The organism is Hymenobacter miniatus, assembly GCF_016427455.1.
Taxonomy (GTDB): Bacteria; Bacteroidota; Bacteroidia; order Cytophagales; family Hymenobacteraceae; genus Hymenobacter; species Hymenobacter armeniacus.
This window is the reverse complement of the sequence record NZ_JAELXR010000015.1, coordinates 23,234-44,017: the sequence shown is the minus strand read 5'-3', so window position 1 is coordinate 44,017 and position 20,784 is coordinate 23,234. Positions and strand designations below refer to the sequence as shown.

The following is a 20,784-nucleotide window of genomic DNA, read 5'->3' as shown; positions in this document are numbered from 1 at the left end:
GCAGCAGGAAGCATTTGGCCGGCGCCGGCACCGCCCAGGCAGGCCACGGCGGGAAGCTGAACGCAGCTGCGAGGCGATAGGCGTAGCCTCTTGAATTACCGATTCGCTTTCTCCCGAAGATTCTACGTTGGCTATTTTTAATTGTCAATACCGTTTTGCCACCAGCATGCTTCACCCCCTCCGCGCCTACCTCCAACGCTTCGTTCCCAGCCTTAGCGATGCCGAATGGGCTCCGCTGGCGGCAGCCTTGAAGCCGTGCCACTTGGTGCGGGGGGCGCACTTCGTGGAGGCCGGGCAGCGGCGGTCCGAGCTGGCCCTGCTGCTGCACGGGGCCTGCCGCCTCTACTACCCGCGGCCCGATGGCGAGGAGCGCACCACCTACTTCTTCTTCGAAAACCACCTGCTGGGCGACTACCCCGGCTGCCTGACCGGGCAGCCAAGCCAGCTAAGCATTCAGGCGCTGACGGACTGCGAGTTGGTGGTATTCGACTACGCGGTGTTGCGGCGGCTCTACGATGAGTGGCCGGTGTACGAGCGGTTTGGCCGGCTCGTGGCCGAGTACCACCTGCTGGGCACCGATGCCCGGCTCGTTGAGCAGCTGCTCCTCTCGCCCGAAGAGCGGTACCTAGCCCTGCTGCGCAGCGGCAAAACGAAGATTCTGGAGCGTATTCCGCAGCACCTGGTGGCCAACTACCTGGGCATAACACCGGTATCGCTGAGCCGCATCCGGGCGCGGGTGACGCGGGGAACCAGCAGGAAGTAGTGAAAAAGCGGTGAAATGCGCGTGGCGGGAATGACGGCTTTTTTGTCCGGATAGTTTAAGACCATTCTGCATTTCTTAGCTTTTGTTAACGAGAATGGGCACGGGGCCGTCGGAATTTTGGGTCATCATTCACCCAACCCTTTTGCCCCATGAAAAACCTGCTGAAAACCGAAGAACTGGCCGAAATGCTGCTGGCCGCGGTGGTATTTATTCAGCTGCCGTATGCTTGGTGGGTGCTGCCCGCCACGTTTCTGCTGCCCGACCTGAGCATGCTGGGCTACCTAGCGGGGCCCCGGGTCGGCACTGCCACCTACAATTTATTTCACCACAAGGCGCTGGCCGTAGCGGTGGGCTTGGCCGGTTGGGCGCTGGGGCTGCCGCTGCTGCTCCTGGCAGGCACCGTGCTGTTCTTCCACAGTGCCTTCGACCGGGTGCTGGGCTACGGCCTGAAGTACGTCACCGGCTTTAAAGATACTCACCTTGGGCAGATTGGGCGGGCGTAGTTTCGCGCTAATACGACGGAAAACGCTCACCAACCTGCTGACAGGGTCCTGCTTTTAGCAGCTTCCTCTACCTCGCATATGCCCGCTCTCCCTCCACCTGCCGCACCAGAAACATGGCGGCCAGGGTACCGAGCAGGGCGTGGATTTTCTTCACGCCGCCGCGCTGAAAGCGGGCCTGTGCTTGGTATGAACGAGCAACCACCTGCGGCGCGAGCACGAACTGCGCAAAGCGTAGTAGAGATAGTTCCTTCGGGCATACTCTTCGCGTATACCTTCCGTTCGCCTCCCCAACCCAAGGCTCCGCTTATGAATCAGCCACCCAAGGATTACAGCACCATCAGCCCCTCCGCCAAGTCGCTGCTGCTACTGAAGGGCTACACCAACATCCCGTATGCCAAAGAAACGGCGGCGCTCATGCCGGGCGCCGAAGTGTTCGACCTGGACTTTGGGGCAAAAGACCTGTGGTTCTGGCTGCGGGTCATGCATTTTGAGCTGCGCTACTGGAGCATCGACCAGCTGTTGCAGCTGGCCGGCCATAAAAATATCCTGGAGCTGTCGTCCGGCTATTCCTTCCGCGGACTGGCCCGTTGCGCCAACGACCGCAGCATTCACTACATCGACACCGACCTACCGGAAGTAATTGCCACCAAGCGCGACCTGCTGACCCAGCTGCAACTGGACCAAAACCCGGACCCAAACTTCGAGTTACTGCCCCTGAATGCGTTGGAGGCGCCGGCCTTCGACCGCGCAGTCCAACGGTTTGGCACCGGGCCGCTCAGCATTGTCAACGAAGGCTTGCTGATGTACCTGGGCCTCGAAGAAAAAGTGCGCCTGTGCCGGACCATCCACGCCATCCTGAAGCAGCGGGGCGGCTGCTGGATAACGGCCGACGTGTACGTAAAACGAACTGCCGAAATGCAGATAGAACTGCCCCAAAGCGCTGGCGAGCGTCGCTTTTTCGAGCAGCACCACATCGAAGAAAACAAGTTTGATAGCTACGATGCCGCCCGGGCCTTCTTTGCGGAGCAGGGCTTTGAGGTAGCGGCCGAAGCAGTGCCGGATTATCAGCGCCTGGCGGTGCTGCCCCAACTGCTGCAGTCATTGCCCGAAGAAGCGCGCAACCGCCAGGAACCGCCCCCCAAAGTGCAAGCCACGTGGATGCTGCGGGCGGTATAACCGCCTCACGCCCCAAACCGACTCCCCGTGTCGTTGCCTCCGTGTGCTTATAACAAATCCCCTACCTCGCGCACGCCCACCGGCCGTGCGGTGGTGAAGCCCTCGCCAAACTCCACCCCGATGATGTGACCAAACTCCCGCGCCCGCGCTTCCATAAAGCGGCCAAAAGCCTGGCTGGAAAGATAGGTTTGCGGCGCATCCAAGTCGGGGTTAAAGAATTGGGTTTTGAATGCTTGGATGGCGGCCCACTTCTTTTCCCAGTGCGGCGTGATATCGACCACAAATGCCGGCGGCAGCTGCCGGTCCTGAATGTAGTGGTACACGTTTTTGGGACGCCAGGCCTCCTGGGGCTGGCCGTCATCGCCCAGGGTTTCAATCATGCGCAGGCCGGCCAGAAAGCAAGCATCAATGGCCAGCTGGGCGGCGCGGCCGTGGTCGGGATGGCGGTCCGAGACGGCGTTGGCCAGCACTACCTCGGGCTGGTAGCGGCGAATGGCGGCAATAAGCGGCAATTGGTGCTCCCGGTCGTTGCGGAAGAAACCATCGGGCAGCCCCAGGTTTTCCCGAATATCAATGCCCAGAATCTTATTGGAAGCGGCGGCCTCCTCGGCGCGGGTGGCCGGGGTGCCGCGCGTGCCCAGCTCGCCCCGGGTGAAGTCAACGATGCCCACCTTTTTGCCAGCCGCCATGCCGGCCAGCAGGGTACCGGTGCAAGACATTTCCACATCATCGGGGTGGGCACCCAAGGCCAGAATATCGAGTTTCATTCAGTTGGAGGTTGAAAGTTGTCCGTTGCCAAACGCAGTCGAAGCCAAACGGCCGACCAACCGACCACGAATTCTTACTTAATCCGCAGCTTTTTGCCCGGTTGCAAGGTTTTCACGCCAGGGTTCAGCTTGCGCAGGGTGCTGACGCGCACGCCGTAGCGTTCGGCCACTTCCGAGAGCGTGTCGCCCGAACGCACTTTGTGCGTCACCGTCTGGCGGGCCCGCGTAGGCTGGCCGCTGCTGCGGCTGCCACTGCTGCGGTGCCCCAGCGCCCGGCTATAATAATTGAAGAGCTGCGAAGTGATGGTGAAATTGTCTTTCCGCAGCTTGTAGCCGGGGAAATCGTACATCAGCACCGGGTTGATGGGGTTGCCTTGGTAACGCACCTCAAAATGCAGGTGCGAGCCCGTGCTGCGCCCCGTGCTGCCGCCGTAGCCGATGAGCTGGCCGGCTTTCACGAAGGTGCCCACCGTCACGAGGGATTTACTGAGGTGGCCGTACACGGTTTCGAGGCCGTTGTAGTGCCGCACCAGAATGTAGTTGCCGTAGCCGCCGCCGTCCCAGGCCTGAATGCGCACCACGCCGTCGAACACGGATTTCACCGAGTCGCCGGTTTCCAGGTCCAGGTCCATGCCGTAGTGCCAGCGGTAGCCCCGGAAGGCAAAGCCCGACGTGATGGGCGTGGTCACTAGGGGCATTTTGGCGTAGCGCTGCCGCGGCGGGTCGGTGAGGCGCAGCTTCAGCGAGTCGCGGTAGCTGCGGCCGTCCACGCGGTAAGGGTTCACCCGGTGCGTGTCCCAAATGGAGTAGTAGCCCGCCACCTTTACCCACGACGAGTCGATAAGCACTTCTTCCGACATCTCCACGATTTCCGTGCCGCCGTCGTTCAGCGTCGTGGTGTCTTCACTCACAATGCTGAGCTTCTTGGCCGGGTTGAAGTAAATGGACTTCGCGGCGTCGGAATTCTCGTCGGGAATTTCCTCGGTTTCGATGACCGTGGTCGTATCGGGCCGCACGTAGCGCATCTTGGGCGTCTTGATGCGGAAAAAGTCGGACCGGCCCGACGTGTTGCCGGCCTTGGCCTTGGTGCGCGGCGGCTTGCGGCGCTGTGCCTGCGCCGGGGTTAGCCCGGCCAGGCACAACAGCAGGCCCAGCACCAGCAGCGCCGGGCGCCAGTAAGTTGTTTTCAGGAAAGTCAAAAGCGAACAGAAAAAGGCTTCCGGCGCAACCGTGAAGCCGTGCGCCGGAGTGCCGTTTGGTCTAAACAAAGCGTGTTAGAAAAAACGAACCACAAAGCTCGTCTTTTCTAACACGCCTTCACTAACTCAACAAGGCAAATTTTAGTGTATGCCCACGGCCGTCAGGTAGCGCTCGGCGTCGAGGGCCGCCATGCAACCCGAACCGGCAGCCGTCACGGCCTGGCGGTAAGTGTAGTCCTGCACGTCGCCGCAGGCAAATACGCCGTCCACGTTGGTCTTGCTCGTGCCCGGAATGGTTTTCAGGTAGCCTTGCTCGTCGTGGTGCAGGTAGGGCTGAAAAATCTTAGAATTCGGCTCGTGGCCGATGGCCACAAAGAAGCCGGTCAGGGGAATTTCCTTGGTTTCGTGGGTCAGCAGGTTTTTCACCCGCACGCCTTCCACCGAGTGCTCGCCCAGAATCTCATCCGTCACCGTGTTGAACAGCACCTCAATCTTGGGGTTATCCAGCACGCGCTTCTGCATGATTTTCGAGGCCTTCATCTCGCCCTTGCGCACTATCATGGTCACTTTGCTGGCAAGGTTGGCCAGGTAAGTGGCTTCTTCGGCCGCCGTGTCGCCGGCGCCCACAATGGCCACCTCCTGCCCGCGGTAGAAGAAGCCGTCGCACACGGCGCAGGCCGACACGCCCGAGCCGTTCAGTTTGGCCTCCGACGGTATGCCCAGCCATTTGGCCGAGGCGCCGGTGGCAATAATCACGGCGTCGGCCGTCAACTCGGTGGTTTCATCAATGGTCACGCGACGCGGCGTCACCGAGAAATCAACCGCCGTGGCAATGCCGTAGCGGATGTCGGTACCGAAGCGGGCGGCCTGCTTTTTGAGGTCTTCCATCATCTCGGGGCCCATGATGCCATCGGGATAGCCGGGGAAGTTCTCCACGTCATTCGTGATGGTGAGCTGGCCACCGGGTTGCAGGCCCATGTACATTACGGGCGCCATGTTGGCGCGGGCGGCGTAAATAGCGGCAGTATAACCAGCCGGACCGGAGCCGATAATCAGGCACTTGATGTGTTCCATACGGGAGCGCAGGCTTCCGCTTGCGCATATTAAAGTCGATGTGAAAGGCACCCGCGAAAGCAAGTGCTACAAAAAACCCCAACCTTACAGCCGGGGTTTTTCAACAACAAAACTACGCAGAAGTTAGCCCAGGTACGGCTTCAGCGCTTTCGAGCGCGAGGTGTGGCGCAGGCGGCGAATGGCTTTCTCCTTAATTTGGCGCACCCGCTCACGGGTCAGGTTAAACTTCTCGCCGATTTCTTCCAGCGTGAGGGCGGCTTCGCCGTTCAGGCCGAAATACAGCGTAATCACGTCGGCTTCGCGCTTGGTGAGCGTGCTCAGGGCGCGCTGCACTTCCTTGCGGAGCGAGTCGTTCATCAGGGCCATGTCCGGCGACTCTTCGTCTTCGTTTTCGAGCACGTCGAGCAAGCGGTTTTCTTCGCCCTGCACAAACGGCGCATCCACCGACACGTGGCGACCCGAAATCTTCAGCGTATCCACCACTTCCGAAGTGGTCAGTTCCAGTACCTCGGCAATTTCCTCCGGCGACGGCTCGCGCTCGAACTTCTGCTCCAGTTCCGAGAAGGATTTGCTGATTTTGTTCAGCGAGCCCACGCGGTTCAGGGGCAGGCGCACGATGCGGCTCTGCTCGGCCAGGGCCTGCAGGATGGACTGGCGAATCCACCACACGGCGTACGAAATGAACTTAAAACCGCGGGTTTCGTCAAAGCGCTTGGCGGCTTTGATGAGGCCGAGGTTGCCCTCGTTGATGAGGTCACCAAGGCTCAGGCCCTGGTTCTGGTATTGTTTAGCCACCGACACCACGAAGCGCAGGTTGGCCTTGGTTAGTTTTTCTAATGCTTGTTGGTCCCCGTCGCGGATACGCTGCGCGAGCGTTACCTCCTCGTCGGGCGTGAGCAAATCAACCTTGCCAATCTCCTGGAGGTACTTGTCCAGCGACTGGCTTTCGCGGTTGGTAATCTGCTTACTAATTTTTAGCTGTCTCATGGGACTAGGTAAGAACGATATCTGATGGGGTTATACGTAAGAAAAAGCCGCCCGGCCAGTCCCTAAGTCAGAGGAAGCCAACAGACTCCCCCTGACATTAGTTCGGCGCCCAAGCGTCTGGCTAGGCTTTCGCCTCGCCGTTGCTGGCGGCCGCGGCCTCCGGCTTCGGCAGCAACACCTTGCGCGAGAGCCGGTATTTGCCCGTTTTCTTGTCGATTTCCACCAGCTTCACGTCGATGTCCTGGCCCACTTCCAACAGGCCTTCCAGCGTCTGAATCCGCTCGTGCGTCACTTCCGAAATGTGCAGCAGGCCGTCTTTGCCCGGCATAATCTCCACAAAAGCGCCGTAGGGCTGAATGCTGCGCACTTTGCCTTTGTACACCTCGCCCACTTCGGGCTGGGCCGCGATGGCGCGGATGCGGTCGATGGCGCCCTGCATGTCCTCCTGGTTGGAGGCGTAGATGCTCACGTGGCCCTTCTCGTCCTTCTCCTCGATAATCACCGTGGCGTTGGTGTCCTTCTGAATCTGCTGAATCACCTTACCGCCCGGCCCGATTACGGCACCGATGAACTCTTTGTCGATGAGCATCTTGTGCGAGCGCGGGGTGTGAGGCTTCAGCTCCGGCGCGGGGGCCGAAATAGTCTTGGCCATCTCGCCCAGAATGTGCAGGCGGCCCTCCCGCGCCTGGTGCAAGGCGGCGGTCAGAATCTCGTTGCTCAAACCCTGAATTTTGATGTCCATCTGGCAGGCGCAAATGCCCTTTTCCGTACCGGTCACTTTGAAGTCCATGTCGCCAAGGTGGTCCTCGTCGCCGAGAATGTCGCTCAGCACGGCGTATTCACCGGTTTCCTTGTCCTGCACCAGGCCCATGGCAATGCCGGCCACGGCGGCGCGAACCTTCACACCGGCGTCCATCAGCGCCAGCGAGCCGGCGCACACCGTGGCCATCGAGCTCGAGCCGTTCGACTCCAGGATGTCCGACACGATGCGGATGGTGTAGGGGTTTTCCTCTTCCGAGGGCAGCACTTGCTTCAGCGAGCGCATGGCCAGGTTGCCGTGGCCGATTTCGCGGCGGCCGGCGCCGCGGTTGGGCTTCACCTCGCCGGTCGAGTAACCGGGGAAGTTGTAGTGCAGCATGAATTTCGAGAAGCCCTTGGTCAGCGGCTGGTCGATGATTTGCTCGTCGAGCTTGGTGCCCAGCGTGGCCGTGGTCAGGCTTTGGGTTTCGCCGCGGGTGAAGATGGCCGAGCCGTGCGCGCCGGGCAGGTAGTTGATTTCCGACCAGATGGGGCGGATTTCGGTAAGCTGGCGGCCGTCGAGGCGCACCCGCTCCTTCACCATCATGTCGCGAATGGCTTTCTTCTCAGCCGAGCCGTAGTAGCGGCTGAACATCTTCATGTCCAGTTCGGGTTGCTCCGCAACCAGCTGCTCCAGGAAAGCCTTTTTCACCAGCGAGAAACCTTCCTTGCGGCCGGCTTTGCTGGTGTTGCCGCTGCGGGCCACGTCGTAGGCGCCCTGGTAGATGGCGTCGTGAATGCGCTTTTTCAGCTCTTCGTTCTCCTCGTACTTGGGGTACTCGCGGGTGGGCGAGTCGGCGGTGCGGCCCACGGCCGCCGCCAAATCAAGCTGCAGCTGCACTTGGGCCTTGATGGCCTCGTGGGCGAAAGCAATGGCCGCGACCATTTCTTCCTCGCTCACTTCGTGCATCTCGCCTTCCACCATGGCCACCGAGTCGCCGGTGGCGCCCACGATGAGGTCCATGTCGGCGCGGGCCAGGTCCGAAGTCTTGGGGTTAATCTGGAACTGGCCGTCGATGCGGGCCACGCGCACTTCCGAAATCGGTCCGGCAAACGGAATGTCCGAGATGGCCAGGGCAGCCGAAGCAGCCAGGGCGGCCAGGGCATCGGGCTGCACTTCTTTGTCGGCCGAGATGAGGTTAATCATCACCTGCACCTCGTAGTGGTAGTCTTTGGGGAACATCGGCCGCAGGATGCGGTCGACGAGGCGGCAAATCAGGATTTCGTAGTCGCTCAGGCGGCCTTCGCGGCGCTGAAACGAGCCGGGAATCTTGCCGGCCGAGCCGAATTTTTCTTGGTAGTCCACCGACAGCGGCAGGAAGTCAACGCCTTCGCGCTGGCTGGGGGCCGACACCACCGTGGCCAGCAGCATGGTGTCGCCGAGGCGCACCACTACGGCGCCGTCGGCGAATTTGGCCAGCCGGCCGGTTTCGATGGAGATGACGCGGCCGTCGGGCAGCGCCAGGGATTTGGTAATGGCTTGGGGTTGGGACATCAGCGGGGTTTGCTTGGAAAAGCGACAGCGGGCGAGCAGCCAAAAACGAGCGCCGCCAGCGGCGTTCGTTACTCAGGGGTATTCTACAGCAACAAGGCGCCGAAGGAAAACAGTGCCCGGGGCGGCCTCGGCGCCAAACCGACCCGAACAAAAAAAGAGTAGGGAACCTTCGTTGGAAGGCTCCCTACTCTCAGACTCTGGACTTACTTGCGGATGCCCAGCTCCTTGATGATGGCGCGGTAGCGGTTGATTTCGCGGTGCTGCAGATAATCCAGCATGCGGCGGCGCTTGCCCACCAGCTTCAGCAGGCCCAGGCGGGTGCTGTGGTCCTTCTTGTTCACCTTGAGGTGCTCCGTCAGGTGGTTGATGCGGTGGGTGAAGAGCGCAATTTGCGACTCAGCCGAACCGGTGTCGGTTTTGGCTTTCTGCAGGCTGTTCTTTTCGAAGATGGCCTGTTTTGCTTCGGTAGTCAGAATCATCGGTTGATAGGTGTTACCCCGTCTTAGATTGTGAACGTGAAAAAATGTTGATTGAGTACCCCACACATTGGGGTGCCGCAAAGGTACGCAATTTTAAAACAGGATAAAAGCACGACCCGGGATTTTTAACCGCGGCCGTGCCGCTGACGAAGATTAGCTCACCAGCTCTTCTTCCGGCTCCGTGATTTTGCGCAGCGCCGGGATGCCCACGCGCTGCGGCAGGCGGCGCCAGAAGTCCAGCTCCAGCAAGCCGGAGTCGTTGTAGGCTTGGTAGAGAAAGAAGAGGCCGGCCGGCAGCAGCACCAGGTTCGAGAGCCACATGCCAATGCCCACGGGCATCACAAACTCGCGGCCGTACTTCTCACCCATGATGCTGAGCACATAGTACACGATGAAAAACAGAATGGAAATGAGGATGGGCACCCCCAGGCCGCCTTTCTTGATGATGGAACCCAGCGGCGCGCCAATCATAAACATCAGCAGCACGGCCACCGATTGCGTGTACTTGCGGTACACCTCGATGCGGAACAGCGCCGAGTTGCGGGCAAACTCGTCCAGCCGCTCCGCCGTCGAGGTGGCGTACGACTGCAAGTTGCGGGCCCGGTTGACGGCCTGCTGAACGATGGCAGCCGAAACCGCGGGCAGCTTGCCGGCGGGCACTTTCAGGCCTTCCACTTTGCGGCTGGCGGCCCGGCCGGTGGTGTCGAAGCGAATGTAGGCGTAGTAGCTGTTCATTTGCCGGGGCAGCTGCTGCTCTTCGGTGCGCAGTCTTTTCTGCACCGAATCGGTGGCGTAGTGCAGCTGCGGGATGTTGAGCATCATCCGGTTTTGCTTAAACAGGTCCTCCTTGGTGCGGTTCATGCCGAAGGAGGCCAGCGAAAACGTGACCATGTTGTGGTCGAATGCCTGGCGCACAAAGCTGGCCCCGGCCCGGTCCTGCGCATCGGGCTGCTCCACGTAGTTGTGGCCGTGAAAGAGCTCCAGCCCCAGATACCCGCCGTTGAAGCGCGTGAACATGCGGCCCGAGTCGGCGAGCATCACCGTGGCGTTGCCCGACTTCTGCGTGTGGTCATATATCATGACGCCGTGCAGCTGGTCGCCGTTTTCGCCCGTTTTCTTATCCACCTTGATGGTGTAGCCGGGAATGCCGTTGTAAAACACGCCTTCCCGAATGTCCAGGGCCAACTTCTGCTGGCGCACGTCCCACAGCAAGCTGTAGGCTTTCAAGTTGGCGCGCGGCACGATGGTCTCGTTGAACCAAAACGCTCCAACGGCCAACGTCAGCGTGAGCAGCAGCACCGGCCGCAAAATGCGCGTGAGTGCAATGCCCGACGCTTTGATGGCAGTCAGCTCGTGGTGCTCGCCCAAGTTGCCGTACGTCATCAGCGACGAAAGCAGCACCGCCAGGGGCAACGACACGGGCACAATGAGCACGCTGAAATAAAACAGCAGTTGCAGCAGCACGGCCGTGCCCAGGTCCTTGCCGATGATGTCGTCGAGGTATTTGAGCAGCGTGTGCGTGAGCAGAATGAACTGCACCACCGCAAACGTGAGCAGAAAAGGCCCGGCAAAGGCCTTTAGAATGAGTTTGTCGAGCTTTTTGAGCATAGAACGCAACGCTGAGCAGTGGTTTCCGCTCAGGCCAAAACGACGGAGAAAGAGAAAAAGTACCAGCCGGTGGTGAAAAACGCCGCAGCCACCACCCGTAGCCTGGGCTACCCTCCTACCTGCTCGCGCAGCTTGCCCACCAGGCCTTCCCACATTTCGTGCTGCTCGTCGGCGTCCTGAGCCAGCGAATAATCCACTACGCGTAGATACACTTCATCCGTTACCTGTGAAGAGTCCAAGGTAAATTCCAGAAAATTGGCATCCGACACAGACTGGCGGTGCTCGTCGAGGAACACAAAACGCACGGCGCGGTTCAGGCGCTGGCCCGTAATCTCGGCGAAGTGGTTGTCGTTATCCCAGATAAAATTGAGGCGCTGCCCCTCCACGTAGCGCACGTCGTCGCAAAACCATTGCGAAAGGCCCGACGCCGTAGCCAAATACGGGTAAAGAATTTTGGGAGAAGCGTTGATGGGAAATTCCACCACGAAACGCGTTTTGGACTGAATATCAGGCGAAGCCATAAATGAAAAAACGAGGGCGCCCGAATAACAACCGGCGTAAACCGGCGGAGCGCAGGAGAATTACTGTGTTTTTAGCCCCAAACCTTGTTTTGGGGCTGATTATCGCGTTACCTTTGCACCCACAAAACCCGGCGGGGTAGCTCAGTTGGTTAGAGCACAGGATTCATAACCCTGAGGTCACGAGTTCAACTCTCGTCCCCGCTACTTCAAAAACCGTTTTGGCCGTGTGCCGAAGCGGTTTTTTTGTTTTGTGCCGGATTGTGACCAGCGGACCGAGGTGGCGCCGGGTGTAGCTTATTGGCTTGCGCCGGCCACCGCCCGAAACCGGGTTGCAAGGGCCCAAAACAAGAAAACGCTGAACCCGGGGTTCAACGTTTTCTTGATGGGTAACGCCCGGAAGGGGTTACTTCACTTTTTCCACGATGCCTTTGAAGGCTTCGGGGTGGTTCAGGGCCAGGTCGGCCAGCACTTTGCGGTTGAGCTCGATGCCGGCTTTCTTCAGCCCGCCCATCAACTGCGAATACGACAGGCCGTGCTCACGAGCACCGGCATTGATGCGCTGAATCCAGAGGGCGCGGAACTCGCGCTTCTTTACTTTCCGGTCGCGGTAAGCGTAGAGGAGGCCTTTTTCAACGGCGTTCTTGGCTACGGTCCACACGTTTTTGCGACGGCCGTAGTAGCCCTTCGCCAAACGCATGATTTTCTTACGGCGGTGGCGCGAGGCCACGTGGTTGACACTTCTTGGCATAACCTTGAGAGTTTTTGGCAGCCGGCGACGGGGTTAAGGTCTTGGAGCCGGAAGCCTGGTGAAATTTTAATTACAGACGAGAGACTAGAAATTCAGCATCTGGCGCACGCGGCTCATGTCGGCGCTGCTCACGAGGCCGGCGTGGGTCAGGCCGCGCTTCTGCTTGGTGGTCTTCTTGGTCAGAATGTGCGATTTGAAGGCGTGCTTCCGCTTCACCTTGCCCGTTCCGGTGAGCGAAAAACGCTTCTTGGCACCGGATTTCGTCTTTACTTTCGGCATTGTAGTGGTTGTTGGAGGGTTGGTTGTTGATTGTTGATTGCTCACCGACCAGAGGTCGGGAAGCCATCCGCAACCGGGTAAAATCTATTCAGCGTCGGATGACGCCGGGGCTGCTTCGGCCGCCTCAGCAGGCTTGGAAGCTTTCTTCTCGGGTTTGGCGTCAGCGGCAGGCGCCGGCTTGGCAGCGGGTTTGGCCACGGCCGCGGCTTTGGGCGCGAGGTAAAGGAACATGCGCTTGCCTTCGAGCTTGGGCAGCTGCTCCACTTTGGCCAAGTCCTCGAGGGCCTGCGCAAACTTGAGCAGCAGGATTTCGCCCCGCTCTTTGAACACGATGCTGCGGCCCACAAAGTGCACGTAGCTCTTGATTTTCGCGCCTTCGCGCAAAAACTCTTGGGCATGCTTCACCTTAAAGGCGAAGTCGTGCTCGTCGGTGTTGGGGCCGAAACGAATTTCCTTGAGGACGACTTTGGTCTGCTTGGCCTTCAGCTCGCGGGTTTTCTTCTTCTGCTCGTACTTGAATTTCGAGTAGTCGATGACGCGGCAAACGGGCGGCGTGGCGGTGGGCGAAATCTCAACGAGGTCGAGATTCTGGTCCTGCGCCATCTTGCGGGCCTGGTCGATGGAATACACGCCTTGCTCCACGTTGTCGCCAACAAGGCGCACTTCGCGAGCCGTGATTTTCTGGTTGATTTTGAACGGCTCTTCCACCTGCTGGCGGGGCACGTACCGACGATTCGGGGCTGCTATGGTTTGGTCCTCCTGCTAAAAAAGTGGCGGGGAATGAGATTCTTGGCTGTTTCGGCCGGGTAAGGCCTGGCAATCAGGGGGCAAATATCGGCATTTTTAATTGGAAAGGCAACTACCGCTGCCAATCTATTTGTGGATAGACACAAAAAAAGAACGTCATGCTGAGCGGGGGGCACAGCATGACGCTCTTTTTTTGTGTCAGGCAATGCCTTACATCACCTCGGCCATCTGGCTTTGCACGCTTTTGACAAACGCTTCCAGCGGCATGGAGCCCAAGTCGCCTTCGCCATGCTTGCGCACGCTGATGATGTTGTCCTGGGCTTCTTTCTCGCCAACTACCAGCAAGTAAGGAATTTTGCCCATTTCGGCGTCGCGGATTTTGCGGCCGATGCGCTCGTCGCGGGCGTCGACGGTGCCGCGCAGGTCGCGTTGCTCCAACTGGGCTTTCACCTGCTCGGCGTAGTCGATGAACTTATCGGAAATGGGCAGCACGATGAACTGCTCGGGCGTGAGCCACAGCGGAAAGTTACCGCCGCAGTGCTCGATGAGCACGGCCACGAAGCGCTCCAGGGAGCCAAACGGGGCGCGGTGAATCATCACGGGCCGCTGCTTGGAGTTGTCGGCGGCGGTGTATTCGAGGTCGAAGCGTTCGGGCAGGTTGTAGTCGACCTGAATGGTGCCCAACTGCCAGCGGCGGCCGATGGCATCGCGCACCATGAAGTCGAGCTTGGGGCCGTAGAACGCGGCTTCGCCGTACTCGGTCACGGTGTTGAGACCTTTTTCCAACGCGGCTTCTTGGATGGCGCTTTCGGCCTTCTCCCAGTTCTCGTCGGAGCCGATGTACTTGGCTTTGTTCTCGGGGTCGCGCAGGGAAATCTGAGCCGTGAAGTCGGGGAAATCGAGGGCTTTGAGCACGTAGAGCACGATGTCAATCACCTTCATGAACTCCTCCTTCACCTGGTCGGGGCGGCAGAAAATGTGGGCATCGTCCTGCGTGAAGCCGCGCACGCGGGTGAGGCCGTGCAGCTCGCCCGACTGCTCGTAGCGGTACACGGTGCCAAACTCGGCGAGGCGCACGGGCAGGTCGCGGTAGCTGCGGGGCTCGGTTTTGTAGATTTCGCAGTGGTGCGGGCAGTTCATCGGCTTGAGGAAGAATTCCTCGCCAGGGTTGGGCGTTTTAATGGGCTGGAACGAGTCGGCGCCGTACTTTTCGTAGTGGCCGCTGGTCACGTACAGCTCCTTGGCGCCGATATGAGGCGTCACGACGGGCGAGTAGCCGGCCTTCACCTGGGCGCGGCGCAGGAATTGCTCGAGGCGCTCGCGCAACGCGGTGCCTTTCGGCAGCCACAAGGGCAGCCCCGCTCCTACTTTTTCAGAGAAAGCAAACAGCTTCAGCTCTTTGCCCAGCTTGCGGTGGTCGCGGCGCTTGGCTTCTTCGAGGCGTTCGAGGTACTCGGCGAGGTCCTTGGCCTTGGGGAAGGTGATGCCGTACAGGCGCGTGAGCTGCTTGTTCTTCTCGTCGCCGCGCCAGTAGGCACCGGCCACGTTCATCAGCTTGGCCGCCTTGATGGTGCCGGTGTCGGGAATGTGCGGGCCGCGGCAAAGGTCGGTGAAGCCGCCCTGCGTGTAGAAGGTGATGTTGCCGTCTTCGAGGTTTTCGAGCAACTCCAATTTGTAGGGGTCCTGCTTCTCGGTGAAGTAGGCGATGGCGTCAGCCTTCGAGACTTCTTTGCGGATGTACTGGCTTTTGTTTTTGGCCAGTTCCAGCATCTTCTTCTCAATTTCGGGAAAGTCTTCGCTGCTGATGCTGCGACCTTCGCCGAGGTCGACGTCGTAGTAGAAACCGTTTTCGATGGCCGGGCCGATGGCCAGCTTCACGCCGGGATACAGCGCTTCGAGGGCTTCGGCCATGAGGTGGGCCGAGGAGTGCCAGTAGGTGGCTTTGCCGTTGGGGTCGTTCCAGGTGAGGATGCTGACCTGCGCGTTGTTGGGCAGGGGGCGGTGCAGGTCGCGCACTTCGCCGTTGACCGTTACGGCCAAGGCGTTGCGAGCAAGGCCTTCGGAAATACTGGCGGCCAGGTCGTAGCCGCTGGCGCCGTCGGCGAGCTCGCGTTGCGAGCCGTCGGGGAGAATGATGTTGAGCATAATCGGTGGCCCGCAGTGAGCGCAAAGCCGGCGCAAGTTACGGCCAGCCGCCGGAGAAACGAAGCCCCAGCTGCCAAAAGCCTTGCCCGGTGGGTGCCAGGGCACTTACCTCCCTGAAAGCACCGTGCCGCACCGCCCAAGTGCCATGGTCCTCATTTGCCGTCCCGGCGCCGGGCTATAGCCCCGAGCTACGGGGCACCAGTGCCTCCACCGGCGCGGGCCGGAGACGTGGCGCAGCGGGACGGCGGTAATAGTAGCGCGGCCCCGTGCGCAGGCTATCGGGCAGGGACGCCTGCACCTGCTCATTTGTTTTCCAGACTTTAAACGTCCAGTGGGCGTTGCCGGGGTTTTCGGCCACCAGCTGGCGGTATTGGGCCAGGGCTTCGGGCAGCCGATGTTGCGATTCGAACGCTTCGGCCAGCAGGGCGCGGGCTTCGGGCAGGCGCGGGTTGCGGCGCAAGGCCCGAACGAGGTGCTGGATGACGACTTTGGGCTGGCGGGCTTTGGCAGCGGCGAGGCCCAGGCGGTAGTCGGCGCGGTATACGGTGGTGTCGAGGGCCAGGGCGCGGCGGTAGTACCACAGGGCACTGTCGGGGCGGCCCTGCAGCTCCAGCTGACGGCCGTAGTCGTAGCGCAGCAGGCCCGACGTGGTGTCGAGGCGCATGCCCAGGGCGGCGTAGCGGGCAGCATCGGCCGGGATGCGCCAGGCATTGAGCAGAAAGGACAGCTGGTGCAGGATTTCGGTTTCGTGGGGGTCGCGCGCCAATGCATCCTGCAGGTACTGCACGGCGGTGGAGGTATCGGCCGTGGCGGCGTAGGCCAGGCCTTTGTAGAAAAGCGCGGCGGGCTGGTCCGGGTCGAGGCGCAGGGTGCGGTCCAGGTTGTCGAGGGCGGCGGCGTAGTTGCGGGCCGCGAGGTGGGTTTCGCCCACCAGCAAAGGCAGCTCGGGGCCGCCAAAGCCGTGCTCGGCGGCCTGTCGGGCGGCGGCGAGGGCCTCCTTTAATTGCCCGATGGCTCGGAACGCCCGGGCTTGCAGAAAATACAGGTTGCCGTCGGCGTCGTCAATTTCCAAGGCAGTGGCGATGTCCGTCAACGCGGCCCGCGGCTGCCCCGCCGCCAAGCGCAAGGTAGCCCGCTTGGCCAGGAGGGCTACATTGCGGGGCGCGCGGGCAATGGCACCGTTCAGCTCATCGGCTTGCACGCGCGGCCCGCTTTGGACCGTGGTCAAATTAACCAAGGTATCGGGCCTCTCAGCCGGGCCGGATTGGCAGGCCGATGCCAGCGCCAGCACCGGCAGCAAATTCCGCGGCAAAAACCGGAAGCACGGCATAGGAAGAAGCACGGTGGCCATTAAATTAGAAAGAGCAAAGCCGCTCCCCACAAAAATACAAACAGCAAGTTGGGCCTAGCGGCCAGCCGCTGTCCTTTTCGGGCCCGACTCCTTTTTGCCGGCCGAATCTGCTGGCTGCGGCACTTTATCAAGCGCAGGCTCGGGCGCTGACGTGGGGCTTGGCTTTTCCGAACGTCGGGCATCGGCGCGCTCCAGCGGCGGCAGCATTTTGCGACACAGGCGACTGATTACAAGGTCGTCGCTGGTGATGGGAGGAATTTTCTCAGCCTCCTGCAGCACCTCAATGGCCCGGCGCCGGCGTCCTTGGTAGCGGCACATCCGGGCCAGGTCGTAGCAAAACTGTAGGTTCTGCGGAGCCATCGCATGCGCTTTTTCCAGATGCTCGATGGCCTGTCGGCTGTCGCCGCCCTCGGGCACGCCGCCCAGCACCAGCTTGCTGTAGAGGCGCTCGAGCAGGTTGTAGTGCGCCACGCGGTATTGCCAACGGCCCAGCAACTGCCAGGCCTCGGGGAGGTCGGGGCGGCGCTCGGTGGCCAGGTACACGTGCGAGCGCAGGTCGCGAAACGCCGCCAAACGAGCCCCGGCGCTGTACAACGTGGCTTGGTTGAAGAGGGCCAGTGCTTCGGCGTAATTGCTTTCGCCCCCTTCGGGGCGCAGCAGCATGGCGCGGTCAGCATACTGACGGGCGGCGTTGAAGTAGGCCGATTTGCGGGTTTCGTCGGAGTAGCGGTTGCCGATGCGCACGCTCAGCACGGCCGACTGCCACAGTGCGAGGTAATGCGTGGGCACGGTGCTCAGGATTTCCTGGTATACGGCCAGGGCTTCCGACTCTTTGAACTGGCTGATGAGGCTAGCGGCCTGGAACAGCTTGGCCCGAACGGCGGGCGGGTCGGGCGCAGGCGGGGGTGCCGCCACGCGGGCAACCGGCGCCCGGCGCTTGGCCGGCTGCGCCCGGGCCGGGCCAGACATCAGCACGCCCAGAAGCAGAGCGGGCAGCCACCAATGTTGTTTAAGCCACTTCACCAGACAAGCCAAAAACGGAATACGCGAATTTGCGCAAAGAACGGCAAGGCGTGGCCAGGGTTGGCACACGCCTGCGTTTGACGCGGATTATCTCAAGGCAACATGCCGCGCAACGCCTTCTAGTAAACCCGAAGACCGGGCCCGGAAATTCCAGGCCCGGTCTTCGGGTTTGACAATTGGCACGAAGCTGAGAGCCGGCTTAAAACAGACCCAGCTGCGCCTTGGGCCGTTTCAATAGCTCGCGGGCCTGGGCCACTTCGGCATCGGTGACATCGACCGGGCCGGTTGGCTCGGCACGGGGCGTTTCGGTGGCCGCGGCAGAGTCGCTGGTTTTGGGTGCGGCAGCGCGCTTTTTGGCCACTTCGCGGCGCTGGGGCTCGGGGCCTTCGTCGGTGAGCAGGGCCACGGCGTGCACCTTGAAGTAGTTGAGTTTGTTGCCCATGGCCTTCCAGCCCTTCACGTCGATGAACTCGTGCAGGGCGATTTTTTCCCTTTCCTTGTCAGCCTTTTTGTCCCGTTGCAAGGTCACTTCCGCCAGCGGCTCCGGGTTGGCCGTCACAGCCAACAGCTTCGAACCTTTGGTTTCGGAAATGAAGGTGAAGCGCTTGCTGAGCGTGCTGGTTTCCACTTTGAACCGCTTGACGTAGTGCACCTTGGTTTCCCCGTCCATGTACACAGCCGATAGCGCCACTTCGGGCTCGAACTTGCGCAGCAGCACAATGTTGGGCACGTCGTAGTGGATGGCCGGGTCGGGCGGCGTGAGCTCATAGCTACCGTCTTTGAACACCACCAGCACCGTGTTGTCGGTGTCGAAGGTGCCCAGGTAGCGGCCGTGACCGGCCGTATTAAGGCGGCCCACCACGCTATCGAAGAACATTTCGCGGCCGCCCAAGGTGGAATCGCCCAAGGCTTTCTGAGTGATTTTCTTGATGGGCTGCTTGGTCACGATGTTGCCCATCGAGCCCTTGCCTTTAATAGCGAGGTCGGCGAAGTCGAAATCAAACTGCTTCACCCGCGCCGGGGCTTTGTCGCTGAGCTGAATGCTCACGATTTCAGACTCAGAGTTAGGGTTGGCCGTGAGGTAGAGGGTTTTGGTGCCCTTGGTGCCTTTGGTGAGGTCGTACACCTTGTCGCGCGTGATGCCCGACACCAGGAAGCGCTTGGCGAACGAGATGCCCGAGGCGCCGTCGAGGTACACCATGTTGTACACCAGCCGGTCGTCGTTCTTGTTGTACACGCCCACGTGCAGGATGTCTTTGCCCACAAAGGTCTTCTCCGCGATTTTGCTCACCGTAAACGTGCCGTCGCGCCGGATGGCAATGATGTCGTCCAGGTCGGAGCAGTCGCAGATGGTGACGGCGTTTTCGTCCTTTTTCAGGCCGTAGCCCACGAAGCCGTCGGCGTAGTTCACGTACAGCTTCTGGTTGGCCACGGCCACTTTCTGGGCCGTCACCACGTCGAAGGTGCGGAGTTGGGTTTTGCGCTCGCGGCCCGCGCCGTACTTCTTCAGCAGGCCTTTGAAGTAGTTGATGGCGTAGCGGGTGAGGTTGGCCAAATGGTCGGCTACCTCGGCCATTTCGGCCTCCAGCTTTTGAATGTACTCGTCGGCCTTGAAGCCGTCGAATTTGGAAATGCGCTTGATGCGAATTTCGGTCAGGCGCGTCAGGTCGTCCTCGGTAATGGCGCGGCGCAGCAGGATGCGGGTGTCGTCGGCCCGGGCCTTCTCCCCTTCCACGCGCACAAACTTCTTCAGGCCCTTGTCAATCGTTTCGAGGATTTCCTCCCAGGTCTCGCACTCCTCAATCTTGCGGTAGATGCGGTTTTCGATGAAAATCTTTTCCAGCGAGGCATTGTGCCATTTTTCCCATAGCTCATCCTGCCGGATTTCCAGCTCGCGCTCCAGCAGGCGCACCGTGGCCTTGGTGCTCTGACGCAACACATCCTCCACGCCCACGAAGCGAGGCTTCTCATCGATGATGACGCAGGTGTTGGGCGAGATGCTGATTTCGCAGTCCGTGAAGGCGTACAGCGCGTCCATGGTCAGGTCGGGGCTGACGCCGGCCGGCAGCTGCACCTGGATTTCCACGTCGGCGGCCGTGTTGTCGACCACCTTCTTAATCTTGATTTTATTGGCCTCACTCGCCTTCACGATGCTTTCCATCAGCGCCGTGGTGGTGGTGCCGTAGGGAATGTCGCGAATGACGAGCATCGTCTTGTCGACCTTCTCGATGGTGGCGCGCAGGCGGATTTTGCTGCCGCGCAGGCCCGAGTTGTAGTTGCTCACGTCGCACAGGCCGCCGGTCGAAAAGTCCGGAAACAGCTGCACGTCGTGCCCCCGCAGCACCTCGATGCTGGCCTCGCACAACTCGCGGAAGTTGTGGGGCATAATCTTGGTGCTCAGGCCCACGGCAATGCCTTCCACGCCCTGCGCCAGCAGCAGCGGGAATTTCACGGGCAGCGTGGTGGGCTCGCGCTTGCGGCCGTCGTAGCTGAGCTGCCACTCGGTGGTGTCGGGGTTGAACACCACGTCGAGCGCAAATTTGCTCAGCCGGGCCTCGATGTAGCGGGGTGCGGCGGCGCCGTCGCCGGTGCGCACGTCGCCCCAGTTGCCCTGGGTTTCGATGAGCAGGTCCTTTTGGCCCAGGTTCACCATGGCGTCGCCGATGCTGGCGTCGCCGTGCGGGTGATACTGCATGGTCTGCCCAATGACGTTGGCCACCTTGTTGAAGCGGCCGTCGTCCATCTCCTTCATGGCGTGCAGAATGCGACGCTGCACCGGCTTGAGGCCGTCTTCGATGGCGGGCACGGCGCGCTCCAGAATCACATACGAGGCGTAGTCCAGAAACCAGTTCTGGTACATGCCGCGCACCGTGGCCACGTCGTGAATGGTTTCGCCGGGCGCAAACTTGGGCTCTTCCTCGGTTTCGGGCTCGGTGATGGGGGGCGCTTCCACTTCCGGCGTGAGCGCGCCAAACAAATCGGCGCTCGCCGGGGCGTCTTCCAAAACCGGCGCAGCATCGGCCGGTTCGAAGGCGGGTTCTTCGGCGTCGGCCGCCGCAGCGGGCGAGAACGCGCTTAAATCAAAATCGACCGAATCGCCGGGTTGTAAAAAGTTTTGGTC

17 protein-coding genes, 1 tRNA gene and 1 pseudogene are annotated in these 20,784 nt (G+C 60.8%); 4 read left to right on the top strand and 15 right to left on the bottom strand.

Annotated features, from left to right (window positions below; all coding sequences use genetic code 11):
- Positions 1-166 precede the first annotated feature (166 nt).
- From JAO73_RS19230 to JAO73_RS19220, 3 genes are all read left to right on the top strand, one after another.
- Positions 167-763, top strand: a complete 597-nt coding sequence (locus JAO73_RS19230; protein ID WP_198978912.1) for a Crp/Fnr family transcriptional regulator — start codon at positions 167-169, stop codon at positions 761-763.
- A gap of 149 nt (positions 764-912) precedes the next feature.
- Positions 913-1,266, top strand: coding sequence for a DUF4260 domain-containing protein (locus JAO73_RS19225; protein WP_198978911.1), 354 nt, complete (start codon positions 913-915; stop codon positions 1,264-1,266).
- A 306-nt stretch (positions 1,267-1,572) separates the two neighbouring features.
- Positions 1,573-2,442: a hypothetical protein gene (locus JAO73_RS19220; RefSeq protein ID WP_198978910.1), complete on the top strand. Its 870-nt coding sequence runs from the start codon at positions 1,573-1,575 to the stop codon at positions 2,440-2,442.
- Positions 2,443-2,489: 47 nt separating this feature from the next.
- On the opposite strand, the gene bshB1 is transcribed toward JAO73_RS19220, so the two are convergent.
- The 8 genes from bshB1 to JAO73_RS19180 form a co-directional block, all read right to left on the bottom strand.
- Positions 2,490-3,209 (bottom strand): bacillithiol biosynthesis deacetylase BshB1, encoded by a 720-nt coding sequence (gene bshB1, locus JAO73_RS19215; protein ID WP_198978909.1) that lies wholly within the window; start codon positions 3,207-3,209, stop codon positions 2,490-2,492.
- A 74-nt stretch (positions 3,210-3,283) separates the two neighbouring features.
- A complete protein-coding gene (locus JAO73_RS19210) occupies positions 3,284-4,408 on the bottom strand; it encodes a peptidoglycan DD-metalloendopeptidase family protein (RefSeq protein ID WP_233169292.1) in 1,125 nt (374 codons plus the stop codon).
- A 141-nt stretch (positions 4,409-4,549) separates the two neighbouring features.
- On the bottom strand, positions 4,550-5,482 hold the full coding sequence (gene trxB / locus JAO73_RS19205) for a thioredoxin-disulfide reductase (RefSeq protein ID WP_190922563.1): 933 nt from the start codon (positions 5,480-5,482) through the stop codon (positions 4,550-4,552).
- 123 nt (positions 5,483-5,605) lie between these two features.
- Positions 5,606-6,469, bottom strand: a complete 864-nt coding sequence (locus JAO73_RS19200; protein WP_035566352.1) for a sigma-70 family RNA polymerase sigma factor — start codon at positions 6,467-6,469, stop codon at positions 5,606-5,608.
- Between the two features lie 121 nt (positions 6,470-6,590).
- Positions 6,591-8,762: a polyribonucleotide nucleotidyltransferase gene (gene pnp / locus JAO73_RS19195; protein WP_198978908.1), complete on the bottom strand. Its 2,172-nt coding sequence runs from the start codon at positions 8,760-8,762 to the stop codon at positions 6,591-6,593.
- Between the two features lie 203 nt (positions 8,763-8,965).
- Entirely contained in the window at positions 8,966-9,241 is a 276-nt protein-coding gene (gene rpsO, locus JAO73_RS19190) for a 30S ribosomal protein S15 (RefSeq protein WP_190922565.1), read from the bottom strand.
- Between the two features lie 153 nt (positions 9,242-9,394).
- Positions 9,395-10,849 carry an LptF/LptG family permease gene (locus JAO73_RS19185; RefSeq protein WP_198978907.1) on the bottom strand — a complete coding sequence of 485 codons (1,455 nt, stop codon included), beginning with the start codon at positions 10,847-10,849 and terminating at the stop codon, positions 9,395-9,397.
- Between the two features lie 107 nt (positions 10,850-10,956).
- Positions 10,957-11,370, bottom strand: a complete 414-nt coding sequence (locus tag JAO73_RS19180) for an START-like domain-containing protein (RefSeq protein ID WP_233169291.1) — start codon at positions 11,368-11,370, stop codon at positions 10,957-10,959.
- Positions 11,371-11,500: 130 nt separating this feature from the next.
- On the opposite strand from JAO73_RS19180, the gene JAO73_RS19175 reads away from it, so the two are divergent.
- A tRNA-Met gene (locus JAO73_RS19175) sits at positions 11,501-11,574 on the top strand.
- Between the two features lie 199 nt (positions 11,575-11,773).
- Here the strand turns inward: JAO73_RS19175 and rplT are convergent.
- The 7 genes and pseudogenes from rplT to JAO73_RS19140 all read right to left on the bottom strand — a co-directional run bounded on the left by rplT (position 11,774) and on the right by JAO73_RS19140 (position 20,616).
- Positions 11,774-12,118 carry a 50S ribosomal protein L20 gene (gene rplT, locus JAO73_RS19170; protein ID WP_068195169.1) on the bottom strand — a complete coding sequence of 115 codons (345 nt, stop codon included), beginning with the start codon at positions 12,116-12,118 and terminating at the stop codon, positions 11,774-11,776.
- An 84-nt stretch (positions 12,119-12,202) separates the two neighbouring features.
- Positions 12,203-12,397 carry a 50S ribosomal protein L35 gene (gene rpmI, locus JAO73_RS19165; RefSeq protein ID WP_190922567.1) on the bottom strand — a complete coding sequence of 65 codons (195 nt, stop codon included), beginning with the start codon at positions 12,395-12,397 and terminating at the stop codon, positions 12,203-12,205.
- 192 nt (positions 12,398-12,589) lie between these two features.
- A pseudogene (gene infC, locus JAO73_RS19160) lies at positions 12,590-13,144 on the bottom strand (translation initiation factor IF-3); the annotation flags it as partial.
- A 210-nt stretch (positions 13,145-13,354) separates the two neighbouring features.
- A complete protein-coding gene (thrS, locus tag JAO73_RS19155) occupies positions 13,355-15,289 on the bottom strand; it encodes a threonine--tRNA ligase (protein WP_198978906.1) in 1,935 nt (644 codons plus the stop codon).
- A 175-nt stretch (positions 15,290-15,464) separates the two neighbouring features.
- Entirely contained in the window at positions 15,465-16,517 is a 1,053-nt protein-coding gene (locus JAO73_RS19150) for a tetratricopeptide repeat protein (protein ID WP_198978905.1), read from the bottom strand.
- A 177-nt stretch (positions 16,518-16,694) separates the two neighbouring features.
- Entirely contained in the window at positions 16,695-17,663 is a 969-nt protein-coding gene (locus tag JAO73_RS23415; RefSeq protein ID WP_198978904.1) for a tetratricopeptide repeat protein, read from the bottom strand.
- Positions 17,664-17,862: 199 nt separating this feature from the next.
- Positions 17,863-20,616: a DNA gyrase/topoisomerase IV subunit A gene (locus JAO73_RS19140; protein ID WP_410505000.1), complete on the bottom strand. Its 2,754-nt coding sequence runs from the start codon at positions 20,614-20,616 to the stop codon at positions 17,863-17,865.
- Positions 20,617-20,784 lie beyond the last annotated feature (168 nt).